The following is a 14,555-nucleotide window of genomic DNA, read 5'->3' as shown; positions in this document are numbered from 1 at the left end:
TGCTGCAACCCACGCCGGAACCGCAGGCGCTACTGGATTGCCGCACGGTTTGAGCGCAACCTTGCAAGAGAGGCGGCGCAGGCACCCGGCGCCTGGAGGATGGTTTTTCGTCACATCTGCATCAGGAGACGATCGATGGCACGCACTCCCGCGAAATACTGCGATCTCGTCATGAAGGGCGGCATCACCAGCGGTATCGTCTACCCGAATGCCGCTCTGGCGCTTGCGCGGGAGTACCGGTTCAAGAATATCGGCGGCACGTCGGCCGGGGCGATCGCAGCTGCGGCTTGTGCGGCGGCCGCGGTCGGAGACCGGCGGAAGCAGATGAAGGCGGCGATCGCTCAACCAGAGGAGCACGTCGGTTTCGAAGGCCTTGCGAAGGCATCGTCGAACCTCGCCTCTCCCGGCTTCATCAACGGCCTCCTCCAGCCTGCGGCCGGCGCAGGTCAGGCATTCCGTTTGCTCGTCACACTCGCCGGCAACGCCGGCGTTCCTCGCAAAGGCCTTGCGCTTCTTGGAAGCGTCGTGCTCATCGCACCCGTCGAAACGCTGCTCCTGCTCGCGGCACTCACGGGTCTTGCCTATGCTGTCGGGGGGCAAACCGGCATGATAGCGGCGGCTCTACCGGCTGCTGTCTGCGCCTATCTGGGAGGGGCGGTGTTCTCGGTATTGCGGATCTCTCGTGTCCTGCGCCGCAATCTGATGGGCCTCTGTACCGGCACGGCACCGGATCAGCCCGCCCGCCCAGGAAAGATGGTCTTGACCGATTGGCTCCACGAAACCCTGCAGGCACTGTCCGGCAAGGCTTCGGGCCAGCCCCTCACCTTCGGCGATCTTTGGACGGCGGAGCGCTACCCCGGCGAACCCGGCTCCGACCGGGCCGTCACCCTGAAGATGATCACGACCGGCATATCGCACCAGGAACCGCGCAGCCTGCCGTTCGAAAGCGCGCTTTTCTGGTTCAGGCGCACGGAATTCGAAGCGCTTTTTCCGAAGATCGTCGTCGACTGGATGGTAGAGAAGGCCGGGGAGCCGGTCACCGTGGCGGGTGAGGATTACTATCTGCTACCGCATGGCGCCGACATGCCGGTGCTCGTCGCAACGCGCATGAGCCTCAGCTTCCCCCTCCTGATCAGCGCCGTGCCGCTGCATGAGCCGGCCCGCCGCGAAAGCCCGCCGGAATCCGACGGAGAAAACGAAGCTGAAGATACGACTTCGGACGAGGACGAACAGAAGACCGTATTGGACAGCACGGAAGCGCTGACCACCGGCGGCAAGAAGCGCAGGGCCAGGCCCGCCGCGTTCCGGATCTGCTGGTTCTCCGACGGCGGCATCAGCAGCAACTTCCCGATCCACCTCTTCGACCGGGCGCTGCCGCGATGGCCCACCTTCGCCATCAATCTCGTTTATCCGGGAACCTCCGATACCGGCTCGCGGCCGGAGGTCTTTCTGCCGGAGAACAACCGGCAAGGATGGCAGCGGCACTATCAGCCGATTGCACACAAGTCGGCAGTTCACGAACTCTGCGCCTTCGTTTTCGCGATCGTCGCGACCATGCAGAACTGGCGCGATCTCCTCCAGTCGCGCGCGCCCGGGCATCGCGAACGCATCGTCCATGTCTCGTTGAGCCCACAGGAAGGTGGCCTGAACCTCGCCATGTCGAAAGAGGTCCTCGCGACCGTCTCGAAAAAAGGCACGGCCGCCGGCGAGGCATTCGCCCGGTTCTCCTTCGAGAACCATTACTGGATCCGCTGGCGCAATCTCGCCTCGGCACTCCAGCGCTATACAATCGATATTGCCGCGAGCGACGCTTATCAACCGAAGATCCCCGGCTACGAGACCGCCTACGCTCTCGCCCGCGACCCTACGTCGAAGCCTCCCTCATACCGGTTTGCAAGCAAGGCGGAGCGCGAAGAGGCGGCGCAGCTTCTCGAAAAGCTGATCGGCGAGGGAGAGAAATGGAGCGGTGAAGGCCCCGACCTGACGAAGACGGCGCCGCGGCCGCTGCCACAATTACAGATAGCACCGACTTATTAAAGGGTGAACGACCGAAAGTTTGAAACTACAATTTCCGCTACAGCATCGCGCGTTATCGGATGCGCCGAGGTCAGGAGCGCGTGACAGTCCCTCATCCGCCTGCCGGCAGCACCTGCTCCCGGCAAGCGGTGCGAAGGACTGGCTACATGCGTCCATGCCAACAGACTGCCGGCGATTTGCGGGGCAGGTCTCCTCTCCCCGTCAAAAACGGAGAGGGTTTAAGGCGAAGGGCAAACCGCTGGAGGCATAAGGAAGGCCGAGACTTCACCGGACTATCGTCAACCGCTCGGCCGCGCGTGTGATCGCCGTGTAGAGCCAGCGTTCGCGCGTATCGCGGAAAGCCCAGCTCTCATCGAAAAGCACGACGTTGTTCCATTGCGAGCCCTGGGCCTTGTGCACGGTCAGCGCGTAGCCGTAATCGAACTCGTCGTAACGCTTGCGCGTGGACCAGGGGATTTCGCCCTCGACGTCCTCGAAAGCCGCCTTCAGGAGCTTGATCTTGGCGGCGCCGCGATCCATGTCGTCGTCTTCCGGGCGGATCATCAGGTTGATCCCCGGCTTGACCGTCTCCTTTGACGAACTCATCACCTGCCAGAGCGAACCGTTGAGCAGCCCCTTGGCCGGATCGTTGCGAAGGCACACGAGCTTGTCGCCGGACTGCGGATATTCGCTGGTAAAGCCCTTCAGTTCGCGAAGCCGCTGGTTGTAGCGCCGCCGTGTCCTGTTGGTCCCAACCAATACCTGATCGGCTTCCAGCACCATAGGCTGTGTCACCTGCCCCTTGGAGATGACCTGGGCGGTGCCGTAGTCGCCGTGCATGATCTCCTTGCCCTCGCGCACCTGCATGGCGAGCTGGATGATAGGGTTGTCCCTCGCCTGGCGATGGATATCCGTCAGAAGAAAATCCGGTTCGTGATTGGTGAAGTAGCCGCCGCCGGAAACCGGCGGCAATTGTCCGGGATCGCCGAGAACGAGGATCGGCGTGCCGAAACTCATCAGATCCTTGCCGAGCGCCTCGTCCACCATCGAGCATTCGTCGACGATGATCAGCGCCGCTTTCGCGACCGGGCTCTGGCGGTTGATCGCGAACATCGGCGCAATCGAGGTCTTGCCGGTCTCCTCGTCCTCCACTTCCTCCTCGCCGCGCGGTCGGTAGATCAGCGAGTGGATCGTCTTGGCGTTCGTGGCCCCCTTGGAGCGCAGCACCTGGGCAGCCTTGCCGGTGAAGGCGGCGAACACCACCTCGCCATCGACATTTTCTGCAAAATGGCGGGCGAGCGTCGTCTTGCCGGTGCCGGCATAGCCGAACAGCCGGAAGAGCTGCGATCGGCCTCCCTTCAACCATTGCGAAACGGCCTTCAGGGCCTCATCCTGTTGCGGAGCGAACTGCATGACCTTGAGTGTCAGGATTCGGCCGCCCGGCGCAAGTGCGGATTTGGCCGGCCAGCCGACGAAGCTCGTGCGGTGCTGCTGCGCGGGGCCATCACGTCAGCAATCCACGACTTTGTGGCCGACTTCGGGCAAAACGGCTGTGGCACTTTTTGCCCCGCACCTTGAATTGGGGCGGCCGAACCTGCTACCAATGGTGCGCTGCATACAGTGTGCAGGAAGCCGCGCCGCCCGCCGGAGAATGACCTTGAAGCCGGAACAGCCCTCAACCCCGACGCTGCCCAAGAACGGCGGACTGGGACGTCTGTCCGCCGCCTGGCAGTGGTGCCTGCTGGCCCTGCTCTCCGCCGTCTTCGCCGGCCTCCTCGAAATGATCGGAATTCCTGCGGGGCTGCTGATGGGGCCGATGATCGCCGGTGCGCTCGTCGGCATGAATGGCGGAACGATCCGGCTGCCGCGACAACTCTTCTTTTGCGTTCAGGTCGTGCTGGCGATGATGATCGCCGCTTCGATGAGCCCCGATCTTCTCGTGACCTTTTCCGGCAATTGGCTCCTCTTTCTCGCCATCATACTTTCGGTGATCGGCGTCAGCACGCTCTGCGGCTGGACGATCACCCGGATGGGCATCCTGCCGGGCACGACCGCGATCTGGGGCTCGTCGGCGGGCGCTGCCTCGACCATGCTGCTGATGGCCGATGCCTATGGCGCGGACGCCCGGCTCGTCGCCTTCATGCAATATCTGCGCGTCGTCTTCGTCGCCAGCACGGCGACCATCGTGTCCCATCTCTGGGTGAGCGGCGTCGAAGCCGAAACGGCACCTCAATGGTTTGTCCCGATTGCCGGTCTGCCTTTCATCATGACGCTCGCCGTCGGAATCGCGGGCGGCTTCCTTGGCAGGATACTGCGTGTGCCGGCCGGCGCCTTCCTCGTGCCCTTTGCAATCGGTTCGGCCCTCAACATTACCGGAACGCTTACGATCGAACTGCCGCAATGGCTGCTGGCGCTCTCTTTCGCGATGCTCGGATGGAATATCGGCCTCGGCTTCACGCGGGCAATTCTGGCGCATGCGCGGCGCGCTCTGATGCCGACGATCGTCTCCATCCTCGTGCTGATTGCCTTTTCCGGCTTTCTCGCTCTGTTGCTCGTCAAGGTCGCCGGGACCGATCCGCTGACCGCCTATCTCGCGACCAGTCCCGGCGGGCTCGATTCGATCGCCGTCATCGCTGCCTCGAGTGACGTCGACCTGCCATTCGTCATGGCCTTGCAGACGGCCCGTCTGCTCATCATCACGCTGATCGGCCCCGCCCTCGCCCGCTTCGTCGCCGACCGGGCATAAACCCAGCGCCGCAATCGTTACTTGCGCAGGGAATAAATCCGTAGCGTTCCGTGTCTTATCCTCGAACCCGCCCGAGCGCGGTTCTACGTCGAAGACATCTTGAGGAAGGAACGCCCATGAGAACGCTTGCGTTGACCATCGCCATCTCACTTGCCACGGCCGCCGCCGCCTTTGCCGCTCCGCCCGTGAAAACGGTCGAGTCGGAGAAAGGGCCGGTGCTCGCCGCCGAAAACGGCATGACGCTCTACACTTTCAAAAACGACAAGAAGGGCGTCTCTGCCTGCTATGATGCCTGCGCCACGAATTGGCCGCCCTTCATGGTGGAAGGCGACGCAACGGCCGAGGGTGCCTTTTCGGTCGTGGAGCGAAAGGACGGCAGCAAACAATGGGCGAAGGACGGCATGCCCCTTTATTTCTGGGTGAAGGACAAGAAAATGGGTGACGTCACCGGCGACGGCGTGAAGGGCGTATGGGATGCCGCACGGCCGTGATGGCTTGAATAAACGCGCGGGGGAGGAAATCTCCTCCGCCGATCCGTTCGAGGAGGACGTCCTGGCGCTGATTCCGGCGCTCAGGCGTTACTCGCGCAGCCTCGCGCGTTCCGATACGGATGGCGAAGATCTGCTGCAGGACTGCGTCGAAAAAGTGCTTACGAGACGCGCGCAATGGCGAGGCGTGAACCTTCGCGCCTGGGTCTTCACGATCATGACCAATCTTTATCGCAACGGCCGACGCCGCCGCGCTCAGCACCCGGAAGTGGAGCTTGACGAGACGCTCGGCCTTCGCGCGGAGGAAAACAATGCGGATCCTCTGGAGCGGCAGCGTCTGCTGCGCGCACTCGAGCGGCTCTCCGCGGACAATCGCGCCGTTCTGATGCTCGTCGTCATCGAGGGATACCGCTACCAGGATGTGGCAGACATGATGGAAATTCCGGTCGGGACCGTGATGTCCCGCCTTTCGCGAGCCCGCCGCCAGCTTGCCGAAGCGATGAAGGACGATAACGTGATCGCCCTGCGGAGACCCAAATGAGCGCCGACTTCGAAACCGTCTCCGATGACGACCTCCACGCCTATGTGGATGGCCACCTGGCGCAACCGGAGCGCGAGCGCATTGAATCCTGGCTGGAAAAGCAGCCGGCCAAAGCCGAAGAGGTCCGCCAGTGGCAGGCGCAGGCGACGGCGCTGAAGCAGCATTTCGCCTCTTATGCCCGCAGCGGCGAGGAAGATCGCTCGCTTATATCCGCCCGCCGAAAATCACGGAGTACCGGATGGGCATCGGCGGTGCCGACGCTGCGACGTCTCGCCGCCGGGCTTCTGATCTTTGCCGCCGGCGCGCTCGCCGGAGCCTATGGGCCCGACCTCGTGGCTCCGCCGCCCGAGTCCGCCGATGCCTCCGAGGCGCTCCCCCGGCAGGCACAATCGGCATTTCTGATCTATGCCAGCGAAGTCCGCCACCCAGTGGAGGTCGGTGCCAGCGAGCGGGAGCATCTCGCCACATGGCTCGGCAAACGCCTCGATTATGGGTTGAAAATTCCCGACCTGTCCTCGCTTGGATTCTCGCTCGTCGGCGGGCGCCTCGTGCCGGTCAACGATACGGCAGGCGCAATGCTGATGTATGAAGACGTGACCGGGGAACGGCTAACGGTCCTTCTCGGCCGCAACCCGGAAAATCGCGAAACGAGTTTCCGTATATCCAGCCGGGGTGAAGTCGAGACCTTCTACTGGATAGACGGCGAAATCGGCTACGCCGTGACGGGCGAAGTGCCGCGCGACCTGCTGCAGAAGGTTGCCGACGAATGTTATCGCCAGTTCGAGGCTTCGGAGAGCTCCTGAACCGCCGTCGGACAATCCCTCAACGCAGAGGATCATTCGCGAGCGCGATCGGCGTTCCGTGCGGCGTCGCTTCCGCTGCGCGCTGCCAACTGCCGACCAGCGCTTCCAGTTCGGGGCCGGAAGCGAGGGAGAGTTCCGTTACCAGACGGCTCAGCGCCGCAACCCAGCAATCGTAGTAGTCGCTGCCGTCCGCCCTGCGGCCGGGCTTGTAGAGCTCGGCCGAAAGCGCTTCCGCCCATTCGCTCCACGAAAATACACCCTGCTCGTGAAGCCGCACGGTCATGGCAAAGGCGACCGCCTGCCAGGGTTCGGCAAAGACGGGATCGCCCTCGCGCGATTTCGGCAGTTCCGCCGAAGCCAGAAGCGGGGAACGGGCAGGAGCAGGCGTCGATCTATGCGTGTTCAAGATAGCTCTCCCAGGCACCGATAGAGACAGTAAGCGTCGGGTCCGCGCCCTCACCCCAGATCTCGCCGGCGTCGAAGACCACCGTATAGAGCCATTGCGGGTTCTCGCCCCTGCCGTGGGCGTTGTCGTCCGGGAAGACGAAGCCGCCCTGCACGGCCTCCACCATGCCTGTCCTGGCGCGGGCGTAGCGCGGCAGGCGCGTGTGGCTCTCCGGATTGAAGTTCTTCGTACGCACTCTCTCGCCGGCGGCAAAACGCGGCGGCGTTTCGACCGGCCGGTCGCATGGCCCGCCCTTGGCGAGCACGCCTGCTACCATGTCCGCTGTGAGCACCCGCTTCGGCTCCCGCCCCTTGTCGAGCATGTGGCCGGCGTCGAGCTCGGCTTCCGTCACGAAGCCGTGGCGCTTCAGAAGCGTTTCCAGCGCCCGCGTCCAGATTTCATAATAGCTCGCGGAAAGATAGGTCGCCGGGGGTAGGCTTTCGCGCGCGTGCCGGCTTTCGTCCAGCGTCCAGGCACCGAAAGCGCCACAGGAAAGCGTGATGCCGAGCGCCCGTTTTTCCCACTCGGCATGGAATGTGGGCTCGTTGCGTTCCGGAGCGATCGGACCCATGCCATGCTGACCTCCGAGATCGTGCGGCCCGTTCATCGTACCCCCTCCGGCGAAAGGGCGAGCCCGGTGCCGATCATGGAATCGCGCGTCACGAGCTCTGCCAGGGCGTCCTCGCCGAAGCCATCGGTACCTTCCGGCCGCTCCGGCACCACGAGGTAGCGCAGTTCGGCCGTCGAATCCCAGACGCGAACCTTCTTTTCAGCCGACAGCTCGAGCCCGAACTCGGCAAGCACGCCGCGAGGATCGATAACCGCGCGCGAACGATAGGGCGGCGCCTTGTACCAGACGGGCGGCAGCCCCAGCACTGCCCAGGGATAGCAGGAGCACAGCGTACAGACGATGAGGTTGTGCGTTTCGGGCGTGTTGAACACCGCACGCATGTGCTCGCCCTGGCGCCCAGTGAAACCGAGGCTGGCGATCGCCGCGGTCGCGTCGCGTTTCAGCCAATCGGCAAAATCGACGTCGTTCCAGGCCTTGGCGACGACGCGTGCGCCGTTTCGCGGTCCCACCTTCGTCTCGTACGCCTCGACGATCGCGTCGATCGCCGCAGGATCGATCAAACCCTTTTCCGTCAGCACCGTCTCCAGTGCCTTTACCCGGGCTTCCATGTCGGTCAGATGGTTGTCGTGGTGATGGCCGTGATCGTCGCCATGCCCATGATGATGCTCGGACATTCCTGGCTCCTCTACCGAAGGCTACTGATCTTGATGCGTGACCCTAAAAACGTCGCGTGTCGGCGGACTATCTGAGCATCGGCCAAAGACTGACGACGAGCAAGACGGCCATGGTGATGTTGAACCATTTGAGCCGCGCAGGTTCCGAGAGCCATTGCCTGAGGGCCGAGCCGAAACCCGCCCAGGTCGAAACGCTCGGCACATTGACGAGTGCGAAGACGACGCCGACGACGAGCACGCTCATCAGATAGCTGTCGCTGCTCGTATAGGTGGCCATGGCCGAAACCGCCATTACCCAGGCCTTCGGATTGACCCATTGGAAAGCAGCCGCCTGCAGGAAGGTCATCGGCACTGCATTCGCCTTTCCTTCGCCGAGCGAGCGAGACGTGCCGATCTTCCAGGCGATCCAGAGCAGATAGGCGCCTCCGGCGAACTTCAGGGCCGTATAGAGGAGCGGCACGGAATGAAGCAGTGCGCCGAGACCGAGCCCCACGGCAATGAGAAGAACGAAGAAGCCGATGCCGATTCCCAGCATATGCGGAATCGTGCGCACGAAACCGAAGTTCACGCCCGAGGCGAACAGCATCATATTGTTCGGTCCGGGCGTGATCGATGTCGTTAAGGCAAACAGGAACAGCGCCAGAAGCGTATCCAGTTGCATGAGTTCCTCCAAAGCCGCGGGTCTGCCGAGAACGCCGCTACAAACCTGGGATTCGCGTCGCGTAATCTCCCGGGCGGCGACCCTGGTGGGTCAAGCTAGCTGACCCAAATGCAACCGCCACCCAAATCTTGTCACGGTGACAAACCGAAAGCCGGGGGTGCTGCACCGCCTTGACCCCTAACCTTTTCCATGGGATAGCCACGGTATGTGTGAACATGACACCCACATTGTCGCCCGGTTCGCCGGCATCCCAACAGGCGGGATGCAGGGGCTTCGCACACGCTGACAACAGCGCCGCGCGTCTATTATACGCGCAGGCACGCGCAACCCCTCAGCCTCGCTCGAAGCGGACGGGGCTTTCTTCTAATTCAGGCGCCCGTCCATCGTCATCATGGAGATGGAAAATGGCACAGAACGTTTACGACAAACCCGAATTCTTCACCGGCTACAGCCAACTCGGGCGATCCCTGCATGGACTCGCCGGCGCTGCCGAATGGCCGGCAATCCGCGCAATGCTGCCCGACCTCAGGGACTTGCGCGTCGTGGATCTCGGTTGCGGCTTCGGCTGGTTCGCCCGCTGGGCGCGGGAGAACGGCGCGGCCCATGTCCTTGGCCTCGACCTCTCCGAAAAAATGATCGCACGAGCGCGGCAAGAGACGGAGGATCCTTCGGTCGAGTATAAAATCGCCGACCTCGAGCATCTGGTTTTGCCCGAGGCGAGCTTCGACTTCGCCTATAGCTCTCTCGCCTTCCATTATATCGAAGACTTCGACCGGCTGGTGCGAACGATCCATAGCACTCTCCTGCCCGGATCGCATTTCGTCTTCACCATTGAACATCCGGTCTACATGGCTCCAACGAACCCTGGCTGGTCCACGGACGCCGAGGGCCGCCGCATCTGGCCGCTCGATCGCTACTCGGCCGAAGGAAAGCGTGTCACCGACTGGCTTGCCAAGGGCGTCGTCAAGTATCACCGCACGCTCGGCACCACATTGAACACCCTGATTTCAGCCGGTTTTTCGATCCGCCGCGTTCAGGAGTGGAGCCCGACCGCCGCTGAGATCGCCCGCAATCCGGACCTCGCGGAAGAGGTCGACCGGCCGATGATGCTGCTCGTTGCCGCACAAAGGTAGGAGTCTCGGCCGCGCGGGATGCGCGAGTAGTGTTTGCCATCCCTTGCCGCCCACCTGTTGGAGGGCAGCGCCGAATTCAGGAAATATGCCGTGGAGGTCCGGCTACTTTCGCTTCTGCGCCTTGCCCTTCTTGGCGGGGGCGGCAACTGGATTTGCCGCCTCCTCGGCCTCTTTCTCCAGCCGCATCTGTTTGAGCCGGGCGGTCTTCTTCACACGCGCCGCAGCCTCCTGCTCGATAATGGCGCGTGATGCAATTGTGGCCTGATCCGCGCGATCCGCAGGGTTCTTCTTCTCGGCCTTGAAAATACGATTGCCGACGTCCTTCATGCGAGATCCTCCATCAAATTTCAGCCAATAAAAAAGGCCGGGACAGGCCCGACCTTCCTCATCATCTCAACCCGCCGCGCCAGTACATCCGTGGTCACGGGCGGGGAGATAACAATGTCATGAAGTGCCGTGTTAGGGCACAAACGCGCAATCCGTTCAGAGAGCGCGAAGGTTGTCCGCCGAGGTCTTGCCCGAGCGCCGATCCTGCGTCAGCTCGAAGCTTACCTTCTGCCCGTCTTTCAGCGTGGACAGGCCGGCGCGTTCAACCGCCGAAATATGGACGAACACGTCAGCGGCGCCGTCATCTGGCTGGATGAAACCGAAGCCCTTGGTGCTGTTGAACCACTTTACCGTTCCAGAAGCCACGTCGATGTCCTTTCAATAGCCATGGAAAACCGCCACCGCATAAAAACGGTGTATCAAAACCGATGTTGTCAGGATTTTCGTGACGATGCGCCTTGGCGCAGAAACAAATATCGTCGATCAATATCGATACCGAGCTATGTAGGTCATCATTGTGTTTCTTACAAGGCACAATTTTATTTTCTTTCGAGAGAAGACTATCGGCGCGACCGCACGCGGCGGCGTGTCACGGCCGCAATGCTGCGACTTGCTTGTGGACTTTCCCCCACGCGGCCTTAAATCTCGGAACTGGAGCAACTCTCAGGACAATCCCTATGCACGAACCGACCCCGACCATCGTTTTCAAGGACGGCCGCAAGGTTCCCGCGCTCGGCCAGGGGACATGGCGCATGGGCGAAAACCGCGCGAAGTCCGCCGACGAGGTCCGCAGCCTGCAGACCGGGCTCGATCTCGGCATGACGCTGATCGACACTGCAGAGATGTACGGCGACGGCGCTGCCGAACGTATCGTGGGAGAAGCGATCCGGGGTCGGCGCGACGAGGCATTCGTCGTCAGCAAGGTGCTGCCCTCCAACGCCAGCCGCGCGGGTACGGTTGCCGCCTGCGAACGCAGCCTGCGCAATCTCGGCATCGACTGCGTCGATCTTTACCTTCTGCATTGGCGCGGGGGCTATCCGCTCGCCGAAACTGTCGCCGCCTTCGAAGAGCTGAAGAAGGCCGGCAAGATCCGTGCCTGGGGTGTATCCAATTTCGACGTTGACGACATGGAGGAGCTGTCGGGCGTTCCTGACGGCGGCAACGTCGCGGCCAATCAGGTGCTCTACAATCTCGCCCGCCGCGGCATCGAATTCGACCTGCTGCCCCGGTGCCGCGATCAGGGCGTGCCGGTCATGGCCTATTCACCGCTCGATGAGGGCCGCCTTCTGCATGACGCCGATCTGATTCATGTCGCCAAGGCGCATCAGGCGACGCCCGCCCAGGTGGCACTCGCCTTTTTGAAGACGCGTTCCGGCGTGATCTCGATCCCGAAGACCGGTTCCCCCGAACGCGCCCGCGAAAACCGCGACGCGATCGATATCCGCCTCACGACGGAAAATCTCGACGAACTCGACCGCCACTTCCCGCCGCCGCGAAGGAAGACGCGGCTGGAGGTGATTTGATGCCATAGGGTACCCAGACGGGTGAAGTGGGCTTGAAGGGGTGCGGCGGGTGCAGCCCCTCCCACCTGTGGGGAGGCGCGCGCCCCGAAGGGCGCGATCTTCCTCGCTTCTTTACATTCCCTGGGGCCCGCGGTTCATCGCGGCGATGCCGGTGCGGCAGACTTCGATCAGCCCGAGCGGCTTCATGATGGCGATGAACTGCTCGATCTTGGAAGGCTTGCCGGTGATCTCGAATACGAAGTGATCGATGTTGGCGTCGATGACCGAGGCACGGAAGGCGTCGGCGAGCCTGAGCGCCTCCACCCGATGTTCTCCCGAGCCGTGTACCTTGACGAGCGCCAGTTCGCGCTCGATCGGCCGCTCATGGCCCAGACCGGCGGCGCGGACCGTGAGATCTACGACCCGGTGCACCGGCACCAGACGTTCGAGCTGGTTCTTGATCTGCTCGAGCACGTGCGGCGTGCCGCGGGTCACGATGGTGATGCGCGAGAGATGAGCCTCGTGCTCCGTCTCGGAGACCGTCAGGCTCTCGATATTGTAGCCGCGGCCGGAGAAAAGGCCGATGACGCGGGCGAGCACGCCCGGCTCGTTGTCGACCAGAACGGAAAGCGTGTGCGTTTCCGCAAGCTCCGTTTCCTTGGCGATGAAGTAGGCGGAGCCCGTCGCCTGAAGATGTGCATTCATTTTCCTGTTCCTACCTTGTCCTCAAACGAGCTGGCGGCCCTTGGCATCGATGGCGTTGGCGACCACCTCGTCCGTTGCCTCGTCGGGGAGCAGCATCTCGTTATGCGCCTTGCCCGAAGGGATCATCGGGAAGCAGTTTGCGAGATTGGCGACGCGGCAGTCGAAGATGACCGGGGCCGGTGTGTCGATCATCTGCCGGATCGCATCGTCGAGCTCTCCCGGCTTTTCGCAACGGATGCCGACGCCGCCATAGGCCTCGGCGAGCTTGACGAAGTCCGGCATCGCCTCGGTGTAGGAATGCGACAGCCGGTTGCCGTGCAGGAGCTGCTGCCACTGCCGGACCATGCCCATATATTGATTGTTCAGGATGAAGATCTTGACCGGCAGGCCGTACTGAACCGCGCACGACATCTCCTGGATACACATCTGGATCGAGGCGTCGCCGGCGATGTCGATGACAAGGCTCTCCGGATGCGCGACCTGGACGCCGACCGCGGCCGGGAATCCATAGCCCATGGTGCCGAGGCCACCCGAGGTCATCCAGCGGTTCGGCTCTTCGAAGCCGAAGAACTGCGCCGCCCACATCTGGTGCTGGCCGACTTCGGTGGTGATGTAGGTGTCGCGGTCCTTGGTGAGCTCGTAAAGCCGCTGGATCGCATATTGCGGCATGATGACGTCGGCACTCGGCGTATAGGCCAGCGAGTTGCGCGCCCGCCACCTGGAGATCTCTTTCCACCAGTCGCCAAGCCGCGCCTGGTCGACCGTCTTGGCCGCAGCACGCCACAGGCGGATCATGTCCTCGAGCACAGCGGCGACGTCACCGATGATCGGAACGTCGACGCGGACGTTCTTGTTGATGGAGGACGGGTCGATATCGATGTGGATCTTCTTCGAGTTGGGCGAGAAGGCATTGAGCCGGCCGGTGATCCGGTCGTCGAAGCGCGCGCCGATGCAGATCATGAGGTCGCAATCATGCATCGCCAGGTTGGCTTCGTAGGTCCCATGCATGCCGAGCATGCCAAGCCAGTTCTTGCCGGAGGCCGGATAGGCGCCGAGGCCCATCAGCGTCGACGTGATCGGGAAGCCGGTGAGCTCGACCAGTTCGCGCAGGAAATGTGCGGCCTGCGGCCCGGAATTGATGACGCCGCCGCCCGAGTAGATGACCGGCTGGCGCGCCGTTTTCATGAGCGCGACCGCCTCCTCGATCCTCTTCAGGTCCCCTTGGGTCTTCGGCTGGTAGCTCTTCTGTGTCGGAACGGCCGAAGGCGGCGTATAGGTACCGGTTGCGAACTGAACGTCCTTCGGAATGTCGACGACGACCGGACCCGGACGGCCCGACTGAGCAACGCGGAAAGCCTCATGGATGACGCGGGCGAGCGCGTTGACGTCCCTGACCAGCCAGTTGTGCTTGGTGCAGGGCCGGGTGATGCCGATCGTGTCGCATTCCTGGAAGGCGTCCGAGCCGATCAGCGACGTCGGTACCTGCCCCGAGATGCAGACGAGCGGGATCGAGTCCATCAGCGCGTCCTGCAGCGGCGTGACCGCATTGGTTGCTCCCGGGCCTGAAGTCACCAGCATGACGCCGACCTTGCCGGTGGAGCGGGCATATCCTTCGGCCATATGGCCGGCGCCCTGCTCGTGGCGGACGAGGATGTGCTGGATATCCTCCTGCTGGAAAATCTCGTCGTAGATCGGGAGCACGGCACCGCCGGGATAGCCGAAGATGTGTTCGACGCCATTGTCTTTCAAAGCCTGGAGAACGATCTCCGCGCCCGTCATCTGGTTCTCAGTTCCGCTCATTGGCCTGCTTCCGTCCCTCGTTCAGGTTTGGGTGAATAACGTGTTTGAAGGCATAAAAAAAGGCCCCGTCAGGAGCCTCGTTCAGCGCATGGGTGGCTACCGCCGGATGGTTACACCATCCTGCCCATGCGCCGTCCCACCAC

16 protein-coding genes are annotated in these 14,555 nt (G+C 62.7%); 7 read left to right on the top strand and 9 right to left on the bottom strand.

Features of this window, described 5'->3' with window-relative positions:
* Positions 1–135: 135 nt before the first annotated feature.
* Complete coding sequence (suhR, locus tag BHD07_RS28010; RefSeq protein ID WP_338283932.1) at positions 136–2,037, top strand: RpoH suppressor SuhR; 1,902 nt, start codon at positions 136–138, stop codon at positions 2,035–2,037.
* A gap of 264 nt (positions 2,038–2,301) precedes the next feature.
* Here the strand turns inward: suhR and BHD07_RS28005 are convergent, their stop codons facing one another.
* The gene (locus BHD07_RS28005) at positions 2,302–3,429 is read right to left on the bottom strand and encodes an ATP-dependent DNA helicase (protein ID WP_018095382.1); all 1,128 of its coding nucleotides are present in this window, start codon (positions 3,427–3,429) and stop codon (positions 2,302–2,304) included.
* Positions 3,430–3,673: 244 nt separating this feature from the next.
* On the opposite strand from BHD07_RS28005, the gene BHD07_RS28000 reads away from it, so the two are divergent.
* The 4 genes from BHD07_RS28000 (at position 3,674) to BHD07_RS27985 (ending at position 6,594) form a co-directional block, all read left to right on the top strand.
* Positions 3,674–4,762, top strand: coding sequence for an AbrB family transcriptional regulator (locus BHD07_RS28000; RefSeq protein ID WP_338283931.1), 1,089 nt, complete (start codon positions 3,674–3,676; stop codon positions 4,760–4,762).
* Positions 4,763–4,878: 116 nt separating this feature from the next.
* The gene (locus tag BHD07_RS27995; protein WP_100671642.1) at positions 4,879–5,253 is read left to right on the top strand and encodes a COG4315 family predicted lipoprotein; all 375 of its coding nucleotides are present in this window, start codon (positions 4,879–4,881) and stop codon (positions 5,251–5,253) included.
* Positions 5,237–5,791 (top strand): RNA polymerase sigma factor, encoded by a 555-nt coding sequence (locus BHD07_RS27990; protein ID WP_018095385.1) that lies wholly within the window; start codon positions 5,237–5,239, stop codon positions 5,789–5,791. Before BHD07_RS27995 ends, BHD07_RS27990 begins: the two co-directional genes overlap by 17 nt.
* Complete coding sequence (locus BHD07_RS27985; RefSeq protein WP_338283930.1) at positions 5,788–6,594, top strand: anti-sigma factor family protein; 807 nt, start codon at positions 5,788–5,790, stop codon at positions 6,592–6,594. Before BHD07_RS27990 ends, BHD07_RS27985 begins: the two co-directional genes overlap by 4 nt.
* 19 nt (positions 6,595–6,613) lie before the next feature.
* Here the strand turns inward: BHD07_RS27985 and BHD07_RS27980 are convergent, their stop codons facing one another.
* The 4 genes from BHD07_RS27980 to BHD07_RS27965 all read right to left on the bottom strand — a co-directional run bounded on the left by BHD07_RS27980 (position 6,614) and on the right by BHD07_RS27965 (position 8,945).
* Positions 6,614–7,000 carry a nitrile hydratase accessory protein gene (locus BHD07_RS27980; RefSeq protein WP_324761984.1) on the bottom strand — a complete coding sequence of 129 codons (387 nt, stop codon included), beginning with the start codon at positions 6,998–7,000 and terminating at the stop codon, positions 6,614–6,616.
* Complete coding sequence (gene nthB / locus BHD07_RS27975; RefSeq protein WP_338283929.1) at positions 6,987–7,646, bottom strand: nitrile hydratase subunit beta; 660 nt, start codon at positions 7,644–7,646, stop codon at positions 6,987–6,989. Before nthB ends, BHD07_RS27980 begins: the two co-directional genes overlap by 14 nt.
* Positions 7,643–8,284: a nitrile hydratase subunit alpha gene (gene nthA, locus BHD07_RS27970; RefSeq protein WP_338283928.1), complete on the bottom strand. Its 642-nt coding sequence runs from the start codon at positions 8,282–8,284 to the stop codon at positions 7,643–7,645. The genes nthB and nthA overlap by 4 nt, the downstream gene beginning before the upstream one ends.
* 67 nt (positions 8,285–8,351) lie before the next feature.
* Positions 8,352–8,945 carry a LysE family translocator gene (locus BHD07_RS27965; protein ID WP_338283927.1) on the bottom strand — a complete coding sequence of 198 codons (594 nt, stop codon included), beginning with the start codon at positions 8,943–8,945 and terminating at the stop codon, positions 8,352–8,354.
* Positions 8,946–9,349: 404 nt separating this feature from the next.
* Between BHD07_RS27965 and BHD07_RS27960 the strand changes: the two genes are divergently transcribed.
* On the top strand, positions 9,350–10,078 hold the full coding sequence (locus BHD07_RS27960) for a class I SAM-dependent methyltransferase (RefSeq protein WP_338283926.1): 729 nt from the start codon (positions 9,350–9,352) through the stop codon (positions 10,076–10,078).
* A 102-nt stretch (positions 10,079–10,180) separates the two neighbouring features.
* Here the strand turns inward: BHD07_RS27960 and BHD07_RS27955 are convergent, their stop codons facing one another.
* Together BHD07_RS27955 and BHD07_RS27950 are read right to left on the bottom strand one after the other, a co-directional pair.
* Entirely contained in the window at positions 10,181–10,405 is a 225-nt protein-coding gene (locus BHD07_RS27955) for a hypothetical protein (RefSeq protein ID WP_003533858.1), read from the bottom strand.
* 156 nt (positions 10,406–10,561) lie between these two features.
* Positions 10,562–10,771, bottom strand: coding sequence for a cold-shock protein (locus BHD07_RS27950; RefSeq protein ID WP_003533862.1), 210 nt, complete (start codon positions 10,769–10,771; stop codon positions 10,562–10,564).
* 311 nt (positions 10,772–11,082) lie between these two features.
* Between BHD07_RS27950 and BHD07_RS27945 the strand changes: the two genes are divergently transcribed.
* Entirely contained in the window at positions 11,083–11,928 is an 846-nt protein-coding gene (locus tag BHD07_RS27945; protein ID WP_338283925.1) for an aldo/keto reductase, read from the top strand.
* 111 nt (positions 11,929–12,039) lie between these two features.
* On the opposite strand, the gene ilvN is transcribed toward BHD07_RS27945, so the two are convergent.
* A complete protein-coding gene (gene ilvN / locus BHD07_RS27940; RefSeq protein ID WP_018095393.1) occupies positions 12,040–12,612 on the bottom strand; it encodes an acetolactate synthase small subunit in 573 nt (190 codons plus the stop codon).
* Between the two features lie 21 nt (positions 12,613–12,633).
* Complete coding sequence (locus BHD07_RS27935; RefSeq protein ID WP_338283924.1) at positions 12,634–14,412, bottom strand: acetolactate synthase 3 large subunit; 1,779 nt, start codon at positions 14,410–14,412, stop codon at positions 12,634–12,636.
* Between the last annotated feature and the right edge of the window lie 143 nt (positions 14,413–14,555).

This window comes from Sinorhizobium sp. KGO-5 (genome assembly GCF_036245905.1).
Taxonomy (GTDB): domain Bacteria; phylum Pseudomonadota; class Alphaproteobacteria; order Rhizobiales; family Rhizobiaceae; genus Sinorhizobium; species Sinorhizobium meliloti_A.
The sequence above is the reverse complement of the archived record's forward strand: the minus strand, read 5'-3'. Positions and strand labels throughout refer to the sequence as shown.